Raw genomic sequence first — 16,521 nt, forward strand, 5'->3', positions numbered from 1 at the left:
AAAAAAAGTAGGGGCTGTCTCCCGGGACAGCCCCTGCTTTTTTGACCAACTAATTTCCTGCAAGAGGAATATCAATGGTAAAGTTCGAGCCTCCGTACGGTTCGCTTTGCACGGATACCGCGCCGCCCAGCGCGCGTATGACTTGAAAGGAAAAGGTCAGCCCCAGGCCGGTACCGTTGGATTTGGTCGAGAAGTAAATGGTGCCCAGACGTTTCTGCTGCTCCCGGCTCATGCCGATCCCGTTATCCTTGATGCTCAGCCTGACATACCCGCCGTAGAGGGATACGCTTAACGTGACTTTCCCGTCCGACACCTCCGAACAGGCTTCTATCGCATTTTTCACAAAATTCACGATGACCTGCTTCATCTCATCCGGATCGGCCATAATCCATACCGGCTCCTGCGGCTTCGTGAGCTCGATCTGAACATTATGCATATTGCCGTACGGGAGCATAACATCGATTGTATTCTGGAGCAGGTGCAGAAGATCGATGCGTATCTTTTGTTTGTCATGAGGTTTGCCGATGGCCAGGTAGTCGGAGATGACCACTTCCATCCGGTTCAGCTCCTCCAGACAAATGACGATATATTCGTCCATCTTATTCTTTGGCAAGGAGGCGCTTCTCATTAACTTTAAGAAGCCGCTGACTGCGGTAATCGGGTTACGCACTTCGTGAGCAAGCGAGGCGGCAACGTGGCCCATCGCTTCATTTTTTTCTTTTTCCGTATATCGAATAAACAATTCCTTGTCGGATACCGCTTTATCGAATAAGAAGGTGAGCATTCCAATACCCGCCATATAAAAGAGAGGGATAACAACAAGATGGTCATATAAACTGCTTAGTACATAGGCTGGATCGAAAGAATAAATTATAAATCCCGATTGGAGCGAGAACATGACACCCGCCAGCAGCGATACCAGCCACTTCCGGTTCGCCCTCTTGTAAATAGGGGTAAACAATCGGGAAAGAATAAAGGTGCAGGTCAACACGGAGATTCCGATCCATTTCCCCTCTCCGCCTATGTACAAACGGTATGCGATAAATTCGAGCAAAAGGATAATCCCCGTCTGAACGCCGCCGAAGATCATGCCAAAAAACATGATGATATGGCGGGCATCAAAGTAGTACCCCTCTTTTAAATCCAGAGAAAAAGTCATCGCCAGGAACAGAGACAGCATACACGCTACGGTAATAAAATTTTTACTGTAATTTTGTGTTTTGTCCCGGTAGTAGACGTTAAAGCCTACAAACGGCAACAGAACGAAAAGAAATTGCACCATAATTTCCTTTGCGATGTTCACACGGATGCTCCTGTCGGCTAATGTTTGGAATCACATAATAAAGGATCGCTTTCAAGCCTTTGCTGCATTCCTCCGTCTGGCAGACCTCAAAATGAAAAGCCATCATAAGTTCATGATAGCTTTCATTTTACAGGAATATCAATACTGCTTTATTCTCATTTTTTATTATAATATTCTTATTACATTCTGTATTGTATTAAATATAAAATTATTAACTTCATACCTAAAGAAAAAAAACACCAACCCTCCTTCGCGAGAGTCGGTGCTTCCCCTGTTATTTGCGGCGGCTGCGGGCAATTCGGGAATAAATAATGAGCGCGGTGATCAGCATCGCGATAAAACCGATATTATCCGCCGGTCCCGGCTCCATTCCGAATACCATACATAAATTCGTAACCAGACTCTTCACGAGCAGCGCCGACACGATCAGCAACAACGGGCGCATAAAATTATATTTTCTCACCGTTTCTAACACTCCTGCCTGCAAGCAAAATCGGACTGGCCCCCCAGCAGCATCGATAACTGAAATCGCTTTAAAGAGAGCATCCCGGCTAGTATACCAGTTTCCGGCTTGATCGTCGAGTGGACGTTTTGGGCGATTCATTCCGGCCCAAAACGGGTAAAGCTATTAATGTGAGCGAGGTTTCACTAATTCAATCAGAGGAAGGGATGGCGACAGATGAGGACGACAACTGAAAGGCATCATTCTAATGAGGAAGTTATGGAAACAGGCCGCTATGTTTGTGCGGAAGGGGAAACGATGGAGCTCAGGCAGGGCGAGAAATTCCCGATGTGTCCGCGAACGGGCGAGGAGACAACCTGGAGGACCGTCAATCATCAGCACCGGTCCGGCGAAAATGTAACCGCATCCGGAACCTACATGGACACCGACGGGGAGAAGGTCGTGCTTAGAAGAGGCGACATTTTCCCCAACTGCTCGAAATCAGGTAAAGAAAAGACTTGGCAGCATGCTTGACGATATGGCAAGGCAAAAACCGCTTGGCCCTAGGGCCAGGCGGTTTATTCCGTATCGTTCAGCGGACTCATGGCCCGGCAGACACCATCATGATGTCTGTTTTCCCTATTCTTTGACCGAACCGAGAGTGATGCCGTGAATGAAGAAGCGCTGCAGGAACGGATAAATGACCAGCACGGGAATCATGGCGATAAAAATTTTGGCCGCGTTCAGCGTCTGGTTCGACAGCTCGCTTAGCTTCTTATATTCGTCCTCCGTCATGCTGGTCGTATCGATGACCACGACGAGCTGCTGAATATAGGTTTGCAGCGGGTATTTCTCGGCCGACGACATCAGCACGAGACCGTGGAAAAATTCGTTCCAGTGGTACACGATGCTGAACAGCGTGATCGTCGCGAGCACCGGAACGGCCAGCGGAATGAAGAGCCTCACGAGCATATACCATGGGCCCGCTCCGTCTACGAGCGCCGCCTCCTCCAGCTCCTTCGGCAGATTCCGGAAGAAGTTCACGACGAGAATGACATGGAATACCTGCACGCCGCCCGACAGCACGAGCCCCCAGATCGTGTCCATCAAGCCGTAATTTTTCATGACCATATACCAAGGAATCAAGCCGCCGTTGAAGAGCATGCAGAAGACGAGCAGCCACATAAAGACGTTGCGCAGGCGAAAATCCCTCACGGACTTCGACAGCGGGTAAGCCATCAGCACCGTAACCGCGAAATTGATAATGGAGCCGAGCACCACCCGCTGCAAGGAAATGCCGAACGAATTAAAAAATTTCGAGTCGGTCATGATCGTTTGATACGAATTCCAGTTGAAGCCGACCGGCCATAAACGAACGATTCCCGCGGCGGCGGCGGCCTTGTCGCTTAACGAGACGGCGAGCGTATACCAAATCGGCATGATGCATACGAGCGCAATACCGATCAGAACGACGAACAGCAGGATATCAAACAGCTTGGAGCCGTACGATTGTTCCCTAACCATGATCCATGCTCCTTTCGATCAAGCGTAAAAGCTATTTTAAAAAATGCGGTAATTCGCGAACTTGGAGGCGAGCAGGTAGGAAACGACGATTAAAATAAAGCTGACCACCGATTTCAACAGTCCCATCGCCGTCGCCAGGCTGAACTGAAGGTTCAGAAGGCCCGCGCGGTATACCCACGTATCGATAATATCCCCGGTCGAATAGACGAGCGGATTGTATAAGTTGAAGATTTGATCGAAGCCCGCGTTGAGTACGTTCCCCAAGCTTAGGACGGCGAGCAGGACGATCGTCGTCGTAATGCCGGGAAGCGTGACGTGCCACAAGCGCTTCATCCGCGTCGCCCCGTCGATCGCGGCCGCTTCGTACAGCGCCGGATTGATCGAAGTCAGCGCCGCCAAATATATGATCGTGTTAAAGCCGAATTCCTTCCACACGTCGCTTCCTACGATAATATAAGGAAATAAGTCCGCCCTCGCGAAAAACAAGACGGGCTCGATGCCGAACGTTCCCAAGAGGGAGTTGACCGGACCTTGAAATGCAAACACGTCAAGCAAAATTCCCGACAAGATAACCCAGGACAAAAAATGCGGCAAATAAACGATCGTCTGCACCCAGCGCTTGACGATCTGCATGCGCAGCTCGTTCAGCATCAGCGCGAAGACGAGAGGCACGATCAGGTTGCCGATGATTTTCAGCACCGCAATATAAATCGTATTCAATAGAACCGTCTTGCTGTCGGACAGCACAAACATGTATTCGAAGTTTTCCAAACCGATCCAGTCCGATTTCCAAATGCCCGCGCCAGGGTTAAAATCCTGAAAAGCCATCACAATGCCGCTCATCGGGACGATATTGATCAAGACTAGCCAAATCAAGCCGGGCAGAAGCATAAGGTAGTAGTGCTTCTCGAAGCTTCTGTTTCTCATGATTAATCCCACTCCTACTCTGTAGAGTTGAGGCGGCGGAATCATGCATCCCGTTCCGCCGCCTCCTCCGATTGGCTTAGCCTTTCGTTTCCTCTTCGACCTCTTGCGTCACCTTATCTCCGCCCTGCTTCTTCCAATCCTCGACGAACTGATCGAAGGAGTCGACCGGTGCGGCGCCCATAATGATTTTCAGGAACGTTTCGGTCTCCAGCTTCTCCAGGTTCGCCCAGCGGCTTTCCATCGTCTTGGTCTGGGAATAAACCAGGCTGTACACTTCGTTGCGCGGCTCCAGCAGCGGCGCGCCGCCGACGAAGATCGAGTACATGCGGCTCCAGATGCCGATATCTTCGGTATTCCAATATTGGATGTCATTGTTGTCAAACGGCTCAAGCTTCGCTTTGCCGATCTTCGTCGCATCGTCCGCCAGCAGCTTGTAGCCCGGAATGTCCAGGTCGGCCGCCGTCTTCGTTCCGGCCAACACTTCCTTAAGCGCGTTCAGCGAGTACTCGATTTCATCGACCGGCGCGTATACGATCCGTACCGGATAGTGGTTCAAGGAGACGCTTACGTCGAATTTCGCTTCGTCCCGAACGAGCAGGTTCATGAGTTTAAGAGCGGCTTCCGGATGCTCGTAGCCCTTGCGGACCGCAAGGAACTGCGTCGAAGGCGTCGCCATGTGCGGGCTGAATTCGCCGTTCTTGTCAAGCGGCAGCGCAAAGGACTGCCAGTTTGCTTTGGGGTCGTTCTTGACCGCGTCCGGCAGCGGCCAGTAGCCCATCCAGAACGGACCGAAGAAAATGCCCGATTTGCCGCTGACGACCGGCTCGGCCGCGTCCTTGCGAATGCTCAGCTCGCGGTCGATCGCGCCGCTGGCGTACATGTCCCGCAATTTGGCCAGCGCTTCCTTCACCTGCGGCTGAATGGAGCCGTACACCGGCTTGCCGTCCTCGCCTTTCAGCCAGAAGCCGGGATAGGCATTGAAAGCGGAGAAAATCGGATCCAGGCCGAAGGTGTTATTGCTCGAAGCCAGGAAGTTGGCGTACAGCTTGCCGCCTGCCTGCTGGCCGGTAATGCCGATAGTGTCCGCCTGCCCGTTGCCGTCCGGATCCTTCTCGACGAACGCTTTGGCCACCTTCTCCAGCTCTTCTACCGTCTTCGGCACTTCGAGGCCGAGCTTGTCGAGCCAATCCTTGCGGATCCACATCGTGTGAACGGCGTCGCCCCGCGCGGTTACGCTAGGGAGCGCCATCATCTTGCCGTCGAACGTGACCGCGTCAAGCGCGCGGCCTTCGGTTTTCTCGATAATGCCTTTGATGGCCGGAGACGCGTATTTCTCGAACGCTTCCGTCAAATCCTCCACCTGGCCGGCCTTCACCATCTGTCTAAGCTGCGCGTCGTTCACGATGACCAGGTCCGGCAGATCGTCGCTCGCGATCGACAGGTTGACCTTCTGGTCGTAGTCCTTGCCCGAAGCCGTCTGCCAAATGATTTTTGTATCGATATTCAGCTGCTCTTTAATATGCCGCGTATACTGATTGTTCTCCGGCGTATCGCCCTGCGGCAAGCTTTTGTCCGTCGGATCGATTGCCTGTCCTACGTTGATCGTAACCGGGGTCTCGTATTTGCCGAAAGGATCGGCCGTCTCCGCAGGCGCCGCAGTCTCGCCGTTCCCGGCAGCGGCGCCCGATCCCTCGTTTGCATTGCCGTTAGCAGGCGGCTGATTGCCGGAAGAGCACGCGGTCAATGTAATCAGGAGCGCAGCCGTCAATAAGGCCAAGCTATTTTTCGTCGCTTTCATCTTCTATCTCCCCTTTGATCGAATAAGTGAGCCACATGTATAGGATAGCATCAATGAAAGCGTTCTTACGTTAGAGCTGGCTCCAAGGAATGGGTAGAGCAGTGGCGCAAGTTTCTCCGCGCGGCTAGACGTCTCTCCCCCTTGGCGGCGGACGTTTGCCTACCCCTGCGGCTTATGGCGAAATTCGCTTGGCAGCATGCCCGTATACTCGCGAAATAATCGGCTAAAATACTTTTCGTCCATGTAGCCCGTATGCTCCGCTACCCATTGGACCGATTTATTCGTATGCGTCAAATAATCCTTGGCTTTCTCGATGCGGATCTGCCGCACATATTCGTTGAAAGATTTCCCCGTGATCTCTTTGAAACACAAGCTAAAATAACTGCGGCTCATGTTGACCCGCTTCGCGACCTCCACCACAAAAAGCTGATTGTCCAGCTCTTCTTGAACGATCTTGACCGCCTTCATGACGCAGTCTACGACCTCCTGCGAATAAGGCTGGCTGCCCGCGAATTGCGCGGTAAGCTCGCGGACCGACCGCAGCCAGCCCTCAGCTTCGCGCCAGCTTTCGAACGGCCCCGGCTCCGCGAGGCGCCGGTCCGTCACCGCCGCATACACGCGCTTCCATTCGCTATCGATGGCGTAGAAGAACGGAATGAGCCGGGACACGGGCAGCCGCATCGCCTTCAGCTCGTCCCGGAGCTGCGCGTAGAGCGCGTCGTCATGAATCCATTCCAGCGCCAGCCACTGCTCCCTCGCGCCGGCCAGAGCGTTCTCGTCGGCGTCGGATTCCTTGCCCGCGTCTTCCGGAGAGCGCTCGCTCCGGCTTCCGACCGGCTGATCCTCGTAAAATAAGTCGTTCTGCTTGTTACCTCCGGCCGTGCTCTTCTTCCTTTCTTCCTGAATTCTGGCGTGCACCCTTCCGAGCACTTCCTCGAACCGTTCCTTCTCCAGCTGCACCTTGGCGATATAATCGATCGCCCCAAGCCGCAGCGCTTCCTGGACATACTCAAAATCTTGGTGGAGGGTCAAGACGACGATATACAGCTCCGGAAACCGCTTGCGGGCGCTGCGCATCAATTCGATGCCCGACATGACCGGCATCGCAAGGTCCGTCAGCAGCAGATCGACCGGATTCGCCTGCAGAAATTCCAGCGCCTTCTCGCCGTTGTTCGCTTCCCCGACCACCTGCATTCCAAATTCGTCCCAAGGCATCGCCGATATAAGCCCTTTGCGCACCAGCTTATCGTCGTCCACTACAAGCACCTTAATCATACGTCTCTCTCCGCCTCCAATGCCGGTAATCTTAATATGACGCTTGTTCCCTTGCCTAATTCACTCTTGATTTGCATGCTTGCTTGCCCATCGTAATAAAATTCAACCATCCGTTTCACGTAATTCATGCCGATCCCCATGCCGACTTTCTTTTTCTCGACACGGTCGTTATGCAGCAGCTCCCGGATCGTCTCTTCCGTCATCCCTTCGCCGTTGTCATGGACGGACAGCTCGATAAAGCCGTCGTATTTCACATCCACGCGGATGCTCCCTTGGTCGTTCAAGCCGTGATATAGCGCATTTTCCACGAGCGGCTGCAGGATAAACCTCGGAATGATCCAGTCCAGCACATGCTCATCGGCTTCCACCCGTACATTAAAATCGAAATCGTAGCGGATTTGCTGCAGCGTCAAATATTCCCTCAGCGCTTCAAGCTCTTCCTTTACGGTCGTCTGCTCACCCAGCTTGCCTAGATTGTAGTACAGCAATTTGTTCAGGGAGACGACAAGCTGGTCGATTTCGTCCTGGCCGTTCATCACGGCCAGCCAATGCGCGGTATCGAGCGTATTCATCAGAAAATGTGGGTTAATCTGATAGCGCAGCTTCTCGATTTCAAGGTCCGCCCTGCGCTTTTCCTTCTGCTCCACTTCGAGGAACAATTCACCGATTTGCTGCTTCATTTCCCCGAAATCCCGCAGCAGGTAATCGAATTCCGGAATGTACGTCTTATCTAGCGCGGAATTGAAATCGCTCTGGCCTGCCCTTTTTATTTCCTTATGGAACTTGGTAAGCGGGCGGTACACCATCTTCCACAGCAGCCATGCGAGCAGGAGGCTGATGGCCAGCACCAGGAGGGAGAAGAGGACGATTTGGACGAGCCAGCGGTTCCTCTCCTTGTTGTACTCCGCCTTCGGAATGACGGATACGATGCTCCAGCCCTGGCTGCTCGAGCTCTTGAACCAATAATAATCGCGATAAGCGCCTTGATCGGATCCGGAGCTTTGCCCGGGGAACACGCCCTTCACCGGAAAAATGCCCGGAAGCTCGCTGAACGCGATCGTTCCGTCGCTGCTGAGCAGCAAATGGTGCGAGCTTTTGCTGATCCGGTCGGTTTCCAGTATGTTCTGCGTAAGCTTGAAGCCCGACTCGATGTAAATATAAATATCGTCGCGATCCGGAATGCCGGCCTTTCTCAGGACGGACAGCACGTTATGGTTGTTCAATCCGTCCTGGCTCGTATGCGGGGCATGATACGTGATTTTGTTCGTCACGTCCAGCACGGGGAGCTTGCCCGGATCAAAATGCTCGTTCGCATTCAGATTTTCAAACAGATACGTTCCGTCCTTCGCGGCGTAATACATCGTGAGGCCGATATTCGGGTTGGTGAATGTAATCGCTCCCACTTCGCTTTTGATTTCGTCGGTCAGGCTCCAAGTCTCATACGGCCCGTCCCCCAGCAAATATTGGTCCACTTTCTTCCCTACAGTCCCGTCGAAGGACAGCTGCTGCGACACGTGGCTCATGTTGTTCATCGTGTTCTCAAGTGAAAGCTGGACCTGCTTCAAATTGCTTTGAATGCCCAATTGGATTTTGTTGAACAAGATCGAATCGATCGTCCAATACGAAATCAGCCCGATCCCGATAAACGGGATAAGCGAACTTGCGATAAACAGGGCGACGATTCTCCGTTTAAGGGGCAAGTTTTGAAGATAGGAATAGGCTTTGCTTCTGATCGCATTCATGCCGCTGCATTCATCCTCCCCATGCTTCTGTCGAATAATGTTTGAATACATTATATAGGGTCGAAATGGGTTAAACTAGACCTAAATGGTACTGGGTATTTATCCAATATTGGCATTGCGTGATGAGAACATAAAAAAGGACCGCTTCCGTAGAAGCGGCCAAACCAAATATTCTTATTAAATATTTACCTTTAATTCTAATCTGGAATATCTTTCTTCAAGCTCTTCATCTTCACTAACCTACTAGCTCTACATGAATTCCCGCTAACGTCATGTTCACCCTCCACCTGACGCAATAACCTTCTCAAACTTGCTATACTCCCCCATCCCGTTTGGAGCCTTGCCTAAGTAGGTATAGCCGCACTTGAGGTAAAACTCGTTCAGCCTCTCGTTGCCTGCGACGCAGTCCAGCCGAATCCGGTCCTTCCCGGGAAACCGGATACCCGATTCCGCCCAGCGGACGATCGCTTCCCCGAGATTCCGACCCGCCACTTCGCGGTTCGTGGTCAGCCGATGCAGGTAGATGGAGGACTCATGCCCCTCCTCTCCCCATAGCTCCCGGTCCCACGGACTTGCCTTCTGCATGAGCATGACCATGCCCGCCAGCACACCGCCCCGCCTAAAAAGATACACCTCGCCGCGCCCAATCGCCTCCGGCGTCCGGTGCGAATCCTCGCCGCGCAGCAAAGCGTTCCACTGCGAGGAGCCTTTGCTCTTCAGCCACTCGGCCGTGCTGACCAGCAGCTGCAGCACCGCTTCCGTGTCCTCCGTCTTCGCCTGGTGTACGTGAATATCCGGCTCAATCATTCCAATCGGGTTCATGCGGGTCGACAATGGCATTGCGAGTTTCCTCCCTATTTTTCAAAAAATAGTTGGCTACACCCTGCTCCTTACTTGCCCCTTTTTCCATTCCAGAAACTTCTCAATCGCGGACGATACATCGTCAAAGCCGATGGGCTTGCTGATATATTCATCCATCCCCGCATCCAGAAACTTCTTGTCGTCGCCCTTGATTGCATGAGCCGTAACCGCCACGATAAAAGGGCTCTGCCCGTCCGGCAGCGTCTCCTTAATCGTCCGTGTCGCTTCCATTCCGTCCATCACAGGCATCTGGATATCCATAAAAATAATATCGTACGAATAACGCTTCACGGCTTCTACCGCTTCTTGTCCATTCTCGACTAACGTCGCCTTGTAACCGAGCTTCTCGATCATTTTTTTCAGCACCAGCTGGTTCACGTCATTATCTTCCGCGATCAGAATTTTGGGAAGGTTGTCCGCGGCGTTCTCTTCCAAAAGTGCCAACTCGTCCTGCATCGCATCGGCAGGCAGCTGAAATTGAGCCGTGAACACAAAAGAGGATCCCAGCTGATTCACGCCCGACTCGTACCAGATTTCGCCGTCCATGAGCTGGACCAGTCGCTTGCAGATCGCGAGTCCGAGGCCGGTGCCTTCCGTATTGCGCGTCATAAAGTGATCCGCCTGATAAAACGGCTGGAACAAATGAACGACCTTCTCCTTCGGCACGCCGACGCCCGTATCCCGGACCGTAAATTGGAGACGGATCCAGTCCTGCTCCTGCTTGACGTTTTCGATAGAGATCGCGACCGCCCCGTTAGGCGTGAATTTGATCGCGTTGTTGAGCAAGTTCATCAGCACCTGCTTGAGCTTCGTCGAATCGCCCAGAAACACATTCGGAACGTTCGGATAAACCGATGTAGTGATTTCCAGATTTTTTTCAAGCGCTTTCGGCAAAATCACATTTAACGTTTCGGACAAAACGGCCCGCATATTAAATTCTTCTTCCACCAGCTCCGCCCTGCCCGCTTCGATTTTCGAAAAATCCAAAATGTCGTTAATGATGCGAAGCAGCGTGTCTCCGCTTTTTTTGATGATATGAACGTATTCCGTCTGCTCCGTATCCAGATCCGTGTCCGCCAGCAATTCCGTCATGCCGATCACGCCGTTCATCGGGGTGCGGATCTCGTGGCTCATCATCGCCAGAAACTCGCTTTTCGCCTGATTCGTCTTCTCGGCCGCTTCCTTCTCGATGATCAGCCTCTTCTGCTCGGTCATGTCTTTGGCGATCAGGTAGTAGCCTACATTTTTATTGTTAATGAGGATGGGGGCCAGCGTCGCCAGCACCTCGATCGGGTGGCCGTCTTTATGGTAAATGACATTGATGCTTTGCTCGATCTTGGCAAAATCCTTGCAGCCCGACAGAATGTCGGTTACATTATCCTTGCCGATAATTCTGGACAGGCTTGTCCCGATCAGTTCAGGGATTTTGTAGTCCGTCAGCTGCTCCACCATCTGATTGCCGTTTATAATATTGCCGTCCAGGCCAAAAGACAGGATGGCGTCGTGGTTATATTTTTTCAAGGAAGTGTAACGCTCTATGCTTTCCTGGAGCTTCAGCTCCGCGGCTTTGCTCTTCGTAATGTCGATCACCTGCGCGATGTAGTACAGCGGCCTGCCGTCCGTTTCATCGTGCATGAGCGATACGTGCAAGGAAGTCCAGATCGTGTTGCCGTTTTTATGCAAATACCGTTTTTCGGTTTCATAAACAGAAGCGCCGACCTCATAGGGAAAAATAAATTCATCCGTACGTAGCGTCTTCATTTCCTCTTCCGAATAACCGAAGATTCCGCACATCATCGGATTGACGCTGATCCACTGCCGTTCCATCGAGATGATCGCGATTCCAATCGGCGCCTTCTTATAGACATGCTTGAATAGAGCCTGGTGGTCAAAACCCGCATTTTGCTGCATGCTCTTTCCTCCTTATCTGTGTATATTATACAAGCTGATCCCCCATATACGAAATACCCGCTTCCCTATTTGGGGAAACGGGTTTTGAAGGAATGATTGCACTAGGGGTTCGAGCCGTTTTCGTGCTGGTTGAGGGTGACGGAAAGCTCCTGATGCCCGTCTGATACGGCGACTGAGAATTAGGCGTCCAACGTCCGATCAGAAAAGAATTGAAAGGTCAAATACTGCGCCGCGGCGATGAAATGAAACATTTTATCAAAAAAACGGCTATCCCTCCGGTCGCATTGGACCTTATGGGAAGCCGCTTTGGGCCATTCTATTGCTTGTTCCTGTACAAGCCTTCGGCAAGTGTCTGAATGACATCCCGCTTAGCCAGCTTGTTCACCCATCGGGCGGGGATTCCGTCGATTCCGTAATAAGCTCCCGCCAGCTGCCCATACACCGCTCCCGTCGTATCCGCGTCATCTCCCAGGTTAACGGCAAGAAGTGCACCTTCTTCGAAGGAGCTGGACTTGTAAAAAGCCCACAAAGCCGCTTCAAGCGACTTAATCACATAACCGGAACCTTGGATGTCGGGTGGTTCGAGCTTGCGGTAGGAGCCATTCCGAATCTCTTCCACGCGCGGCGCAAGAGCTTCCCCGTTCACCCATTCCGCAAAAGGAGCACACTCCAGCAGCTCCTCCTTTGACCAGCCGGACAATGCTCCCACGATCAGCGCAGCAAAAAATCTGCACGCATCTACACACTCTTCCGCAGCGTGCGTCGTTCTGGAGCTCATGGCCGCATAACGGATAGCAGCTGCCGGATCCATCGCCCAAAACATCGGCACCGGCGCCAGCCTCATAATGGACCCATTCCCCGCAGCCATCGGACTTTCCGAGCCGCAATAACCTTCGCCGCTGCGTTCAAAATGGAGAATCGCTTCCCTTGTAGCATTTCCGATATCAAAGCAGACACCATTGCTGCTCATATAGCAATCCCTCATCCACCTCCGGTAACGTGTCATCTGATCCACTGGATCAAATCCACGCACGGCCAGCAGGCTGTCCGCCAAGCAGAGCGCCATTGAAGTATCATCCGTCCACTCCCCGGCCTTCAGACCGAAGACTCCCCCGCCTACCATATCACTCATTGGCTCGAATGTACCCGGCGCACTGAATTCAACCGTAGTGCCCAGCGCATCTCCCGCCGCCAAACCAAACAAACATCCCAGATAACGGTCCAGGCTCAAAGCTGCAGTTTTACTCATAAGTGATGCACCTCCTCATTCCATCATATATCCCGATTAGAGATAGCGCGAGAGTCTTCGTACATGGAGGAAAAGAAAAAAGACATTGCTAGGGTTAACAATGTCTTTCGTTTCCATATATTTTGTCACCAAGTTAGGCTGCCTTAGTGGAACGAAATCGCATCTAACGCTCGTTTTACCTTTTTCGCAAAAACAAGTGGTCGATCCACGGCTTCAATATTGATATAGATGAGCTGTGGCCGATCAAATAGCCATTCGTTATGAACAGACGAAACTATAATTCCTTGTTTACGAAGGGCCGTAAGAAACGGATTGACTTCTCTCTGCAAGAGAGCCGCCCTGCCTAAACAAAGCGCTTTTCCCGTACTAACGTTTAATGATTCGAACGAAAAGGAAGAGGTCACTCGAAATCTTTTACCCAATATCTTTGATTTGATCTCATCTCGATTAATGGTAGAGACACATTTCCCACCAGCAAAGCCAGACTGACCCCCGATAATCCTCGAAAACTTCTCGCAAAGCGTGCCGTTACATTTCATCCTTCTTGTCCTCCCCCTTTTTCATTTATGGTATGACGATAGGGGAAGGTTTGAAACGGATGGTTGTCTAATACGATGCTGATGTGCTTTCGTATAGGCGCTATTTTTTGTACGTAACGACCTGAATACTTATTTCTTCCAAAAAATCTTCTTTAATGCTTCCTTAGTTTCAACCTTATAAGCCGTCATTAAAAAGTAACAATTGATTGCTGTTGTTGCTGCTAGTATTGCAGTTGCATAACTATTTCCATAAAATATTAAATTCAATACAAGCATTATTAAAGATCCAGCCACTAAAGAAAATGTAATAATAAAAAGAGTACTCATGCAACCAACCTCGCTGATTTTTTTCTCTCAAATGCCTCTTAACTTAAAAGATATTTATCTTGAAATTTTCTTACATATTTTCTTCTAAGCTCTGTTGAACGTTCGCTGATTTGTACTTCAGTTCCTGCAACATCTTTTCCCAAATAATCAGTTGATCATGTAGACTTGGCACAATAATATTGCTCATTACATTTTCGTATTCCTTATGTAGGTTTAAATTGTTTTGAGGATAATTGATGCCACCCTTTCCTCCGACAACCAGAGTTCATGAGATTTCATATTCCCTATACATATGAAATTTCCTCTTAATATCACAGCGCATTTAAAAAATGCTCGAACGTTAGGCCGAGAATTAAATTCTTTAAATTAAAAACCACCGAATTTCTCCAGTGGTTATTTGGATTCTCAATGATTTGATTTTTCAGAGTCAAGGTCCTATAACTGCTGAAAATTATCCACGACGAAAATAACCTCCTCCTTCACTTTTGGAAAGTTGTGTTAGAGCATTTGCATCGCCATCCCGATAATACGTATCAACATACGTTCCATCGGATCTCATGTAGCCATCAACCTGATGAGGGTCAACAAACTCCACATTCGTGCCACTAGGAATTTCCATAGCATCGAACACATCCAATGCGTCAATTGCATCAGCTATTGCTCCAATACCCAGAAAGCCAAGACCTAAAAATGCGCCTCCTTTAGCAATTTTAACACCATTTCCTTCGATTATCCCATCAATAATATTCCCAACATGCCGTATAGGAGCTATAGCGATATTATAAGCAATATCTATGATAGTCGGTTTCTTCATCTTTTCTAATTCCTGAATTGCATTGTTACATTTCATCAAAGAAGCTTCGAGCTCACTTACAATTTTTTGACAGTGTGAGATAATGTTCTTAAGATAGTTAATCCTTTTATGGTATAGTTTTTTAAAAGACTTCTCGTATCCCCATAGCTGACTATCCTGATGCATCGTTCGGATAGTCTGTTCAGCAATGGAGATTTGCCTGTTGTAGTGGTCCACTGCTTGATTCAGGATGTATTTAGTCCGCAAAACTTCGTCAATCTTTTGTAATGCCTTTTTACGTATTCGTTTATCTTGGTAATGATAAAATCCCTCTGCAATAACAACCAAGGGCTTCTTAAATTGAAGAAACTTATTACTCTTATATTTCATATAATTATAGTGTTTAGTAAAAGAATCATTCATTCTTATAAGTACGTCTCGCATTTCCTTACGCTTTCCTCTAGTGTGCTGTCTTCTTGGATAAAACCGATTTATCACTCGCATGACCTTTTGTAGTCCGATAAATGTTCGAATTAGAAGAATTAGCGCAGTAATAATACCTAATAATACAATAGTCATCTGAAGGGGGGAGAAATTCAATATAATTTCTACAATAAAATGAAAATAACCATAGTCCTCCACCATATACAATAACTCCCTTTGTATTGATGATTTAGTGATTATATGACTTATGACAATAAATATTTTAAGATATATGGATGCTATCTTTTCCATACATGGGCCGCTACTTGATCTGATTGCCTCTTGTTCCTTCCAATTTATTGCCTATATACCCCAACAAAGTGTGGACCGCACTCCACATAAGTAAATTTTTACCATAGGAGGGATCCTTACTTTGCCAGCAAATTAATCCATAAAAAGATTCCATATACCGTTTGTAATGCGTTGCCACCCAGGATAAAAGCAAGCAGGCTCCGTCCTCACGGTAACGTCTAGGTCACAACCTCATCATTACACGTGGCATCCCTTAAAAATTTAAAAAGTAATTATTCAATTTCATCTCAATCTGCTCCCGTAACCAAAGTTCAGTTCTCCATCTACGAGGGTGAGACCAATAACCTGATTTATCCTCGGCATATAGCACATTCGGCAACGACCTGGACCAATTCTGAATATTTCTCTGCTTCTTTAAAAATAATTTTTTAACAAAACCCATAATAACAAATTGATCATTTCTTGCCTGAAGGAAACTATTAAATTCAGACTGACCATTCATCCAATGCTCATTCAAAATCTCTTGTTGTTGTATACACGACAATGCCAGTTCAGCTTGATGATGATACTTTTCCGCGTCATCTCCCTTTGGCTGGACCACTGCCGACAAATTATAAATATCGATGCTTCCATTAAGCATGGATCCAGACGCACTTGCGGAGGACTGCAGAGCTTGAATGATATTTTGCATGGTTACATCTGGATGTCCTTCCACTTCTAGCTCATCACTTCCGGTTCCATTACAAAAATCCATCCAAACGTGATTAGAAGACTCAGGGGAAAAAGAACCAGGATTGCTCATAATAACCAATCCATGAGTTTGCTCTCCTGGTCCAAAAGTAATCTTTGTTTTCTTTCGTACAAAAACATAACCTAATGAGTCACAATAAACACGATGCATAACAGCAGTTACCTTTTGGTTATATTTCCTCATCAACTATCTTCCCCCTGTTCAGAAGAATTGGATAAATTCAGTATAGCACAGTGATCTGTTCAGCCGCTGTCAGGGAACGCACGTTCATAACAAAACAAAGACGACTATCAAGTAATAGCCGTCTGACATGATGCGTATACTTCTTATGCTATTGAAAAGCT

The 16,521-nt window shown here is 49.3% G+C and carries 15 protein-coding genes; 1 reads left to right on the forward strand and 14 read right to left on the reverse strand.

The annotated features are described in order from the left end of the window. Positions 1-49: 49 nt before the first annotated feature. Both KP806_RS18310 and KP806_RS18315 read right to left on the reverse strand, forming a co-directional pair. A complete protein-coding gene (locus tag KP806_RS18310; protein WP_224725175.1) occupies positions 50-1,303 on the reverse strand; it encodes an ATP-binding protein in 1,254 nt (417 codons plus the stop codon). Between the two features lie 274 nt (positions 1,304-1,577). Continuing rightward, entirely contained in the window at positions 1,578-1,766 is a 189-nt protein-coding gene (locus tag KP806_RS18315) for a hypothetical protein (protein WP_224725176.1), read from the reverse strand. A gap of 216 nt (positions 1,767-1,982) precedes the next feature. On the opposite strand from KP806_RS18315, the gene KP806_RS18320 reads away from it, so the two are divergent. After that, positions 1,983-2,279 (forward strand): YjzC family protein, encoded by a 297-nt coding sequence (locus KP806_RS18320; protein ID WP_224725177.1) that lies wholly within the window; start codon positions 1,983-1,985, stop codon positions 2,277-2,279. A gap of 105 nt (positions 2,280-2,384) precedes the next feature. Here KP806_RS18320 and KP806_RS18325 read toward each other — a convergent pair whose 3' ends face one another. The 12 genes from KP806_RS18325 to KP806_RS18380 all read right to left on the reverse strand — a co-directional run bounded on the left by KP806_RS18325 (position 2,385) and on the right by KP806_RS18380 (position 16,360). Further along, positions 2,385-3,269 (reverse strand): carbohydrate ABC transporter permease, encoded by an 885-nt coding sequence (locus KP806_RS18325; RefSeq protein WP_224725178.1) that lies wholly within the window; start codon positions 3,267-3,269, stop codon positions 2,385-2,387. 36 nt (positions 3,270-3,305) lie between these two features. Beyond that, complete coding sequence (locus tag KP806_RS18330) at positions 3,306-4,196, reverse strand: ABC transporter permease (protein ID WP_224725179.1); 891 nt, start codon at positions 4,194-4,196, stop codon at positions 3,306-3,308. 76 nt (positions 4,197-4,272) lie between these two features. Further along, positions 4,273-5,994 carry an extracellular solute-binding protein gene (locus tag KP806_RS18335; RefSeq protein ID WP_224725180.1) on the reverse strand — a complete coding sequence of 574 codons (1,722 nt, stop codon included), beginning with the start codon at positions 5,992-5,994 and terminating at the stop codon, positions 4,273-4,275. A 159-nt stretch (positions 5,995-6,153) separates the two neighbouring features. Continuing rightward, positions 6,154-7,269 (reverse strand): response regulator transcription factor, encoded by a 1,116-nt coding sequence (locus KP806_RS18340; protein ID WP_224725181.1) that lies wholly within the window; start codon positions 7,267-7,269, stop codon positions 6,154-6,156. Continuing rightward, entirely contained in the window at positions 7,266-9,011 is a 1,746-nt protein-coding gene (locus KP806_RS18345) for a sensor histidine kinase (protein ID WP_224725182.1), read from the reverse strand. Before KP806_RS18345 ends, KP806_RS18340 begins: the two co-directional genes overlap by 4 nt. A 276-nt stretch (positions 9,012-9,287) precedes the next feature. Continuing rightward, positions 9,288-9,851, reverse strand: a complete 564-nt coding sequence (locus KP806_RS18350; protein ID WP_224725183.1) for a GNAT family N-acetyltransferase — start codon at positions 9,849-9,851, stop codon at positions 9,288-9,290. A 36-nt stretch (positions 9,852-9,887) separates the two neighbouring features. Next, positions 9,888-11,783: a PAS domain-containing hybrid sensor histidine kinase/response regulator gene (locus KP806_RS18355; RefSeq protein ID WP_224725184.1), complete on the reverse strand. Its 1,896-nt coding sequence runs from the start codon at positions 11,781-11,783 to the stop codon at positions 9,888-9,890. Positions 11,784-12,099: 316 nt separating this feature from the next. Next, positions 12,100-13,032, reverse strand: a complete 933-nt coding sequence (locus KP806_RS18360; protein ID WP_224725185.1) for an ADP-ribosylglycohydrolase family protein — start codon at positions 13,030-13,032, stop codon at positions 12,100-12,102. 143 nt (positions 13,033-13,175) lie between these two features. After that, on the reverse strand, positions 13,176-13,571 hold the full coding sequence (locus KP806_RS18365; protein ID WP_224725186.1) for a DUF1259 domain-containing protein: 396 nt from the start codon (positions 13,569-13,571) through the stop codon (positions 13,176-13,178). Positions 13,572-13,700: 129 nt separating this feature from the next. Next, positions 13,701-13,898 carry a hypothetical protein gene (locus tag KP806_RS18370; RefSeq protein WP_224725187.1) on the reverse strand — a complete coding sequence of 66 codons (198 nt, stop codon included), beginning with the start codon at positions 13,896-13,898 and terminating at the stop codon, positions 13,701-13,703. A 451-nt stretch (positions 13,899-14,349) separates the two neighbouring features. Then, positions 14,350-15,336 (reverse strand): hypothetical protein, encoded by a 987-nt coding sequence (locus KP806_RS18375; protein WP_224725188.1) that lies wholly within the window; start codon positions 15,334-15,336, stop codon positions 14,350-14,352. A 343-nt stretch (positions 15,337-15,679) separates the two neighbouring features. Continuing rightward, positions 15,680-16,360: a hypothetical protein gene (locus tag KP806_RS18380; RefSeq protein WP_224725189.1), complete on the reverse strand. Its 681-nt coding sequence runs from the start codon at positions 16,358-16,360 to the stop codon at positions 15,680-15,682. Positions 16,361-16,521: the final 161 nt, after the last annotated feature.

The sequence above is a fragment of the Paenibacillus vietnamensis genome, assembly GCF_020169515.1.
GTDB classification, from domain to species: Bacteria; Bacillota; Bacilli; order Paenibacillales; family Paenibacillaceae; genus Pristimantibacillus; species Pristimantibacillus vietnamensis.

Excerpts from the sequence above, each read along its gene's own strand:
- KP806_RS18320 (WP_224725177.1), top strand. The coding sequence starts at position 1,983 with ATGAGGACGACAACTGAAAGGCATCATTCTAATGAGGAAGTTATGGAA.
- KP806_RS18325 (WP_224725178.1), bottom strand. The coding sequence starts at position 3,269 with ATGGTTAGGGAACAATCGTACGGCTCCAAGCTGTTTGATATCCTGCTG.
- KP806_RS18330 (WP_224725179.1), bottom strand. The coding sequence starts at position 4,196 with ATGAGAAACAGAAGCTTCGAGAAGCACTACTACCTTATGCTTCTGCCC.
- KP806_RS18335 (WP_224725180.1), bottom strand. The coding sequence starts at position 5,994 with ATGAAAGCGACGAAAAATAGCTTGGCCTTATTGACGGCTGCGCTCCTG.
- KP806_RS18340 (WP_224725181.1), bottom strand. The coding sequence starts at position 7,269 with ATGATTAAGGTGCTTGTAGTGGACGACGATAAGCTGGTGCGCAAAGGG.
- KP806_RS18345 (WP_224725182.1), bottom strand. The coding sequence starts at position 9,011 with ATGAATGCGATCAGAAGCAAAGCCTATTCCTATCTTCAAAACTTGCCC.
- KP806_RS18350 (WP_224725183.1), bottom strand. The coding sequence starts at position 9,851 with ATGCCATTGTCGACCCGCATGAACCCGATTGGAATGATTGAGCCGGAT.
- KP806_RS18355 (WP_224725184.1), bottom strand. The coding sequence starts at position 11,783 with ATGCAGCAAAATGCGGGTTTTGACCACCAGGCTCTATTCAAGCATGTC.
- KP806_RS18360 (WP_224725185.1), bottom strand. The coding sequence starts at position 13,032 with ATGAGTAAAACTGCAGCTTTGAGCCTGGACCGTTATCTGGGATGTTTG.
- KP806_RS18365 (WP_224725186.1), bottom strand. The coding sequence starts at position 13,571 with ATGAAATGTAACGGCACGCTTTGCGAGAAGTTTTCGAGGATTATCGGG.
- KP806_RS18370 (WP_224725187.1), bottom strand. The coding sequence starts at position 13,898 with ATGAGTACTCTTTTTATTATTACATTTTCTTTAGTGGCTGGATCTTTA.
- KP806_RS18375 (WP_224725188.1), bottom strand. The coding sequence starts at position 15,336 with ATGGTGGAGGACTATGGTTATTTTCATTTTATTGTAGAAATTATATTG.
- KP806_RS18380 (WP_224725189.1), bottom strand. The coding sequence starts at position 16,360 with ATGAGGAAATATAACCAAAAGGTAACTGCTGTTATGCATCGTGTTTAT.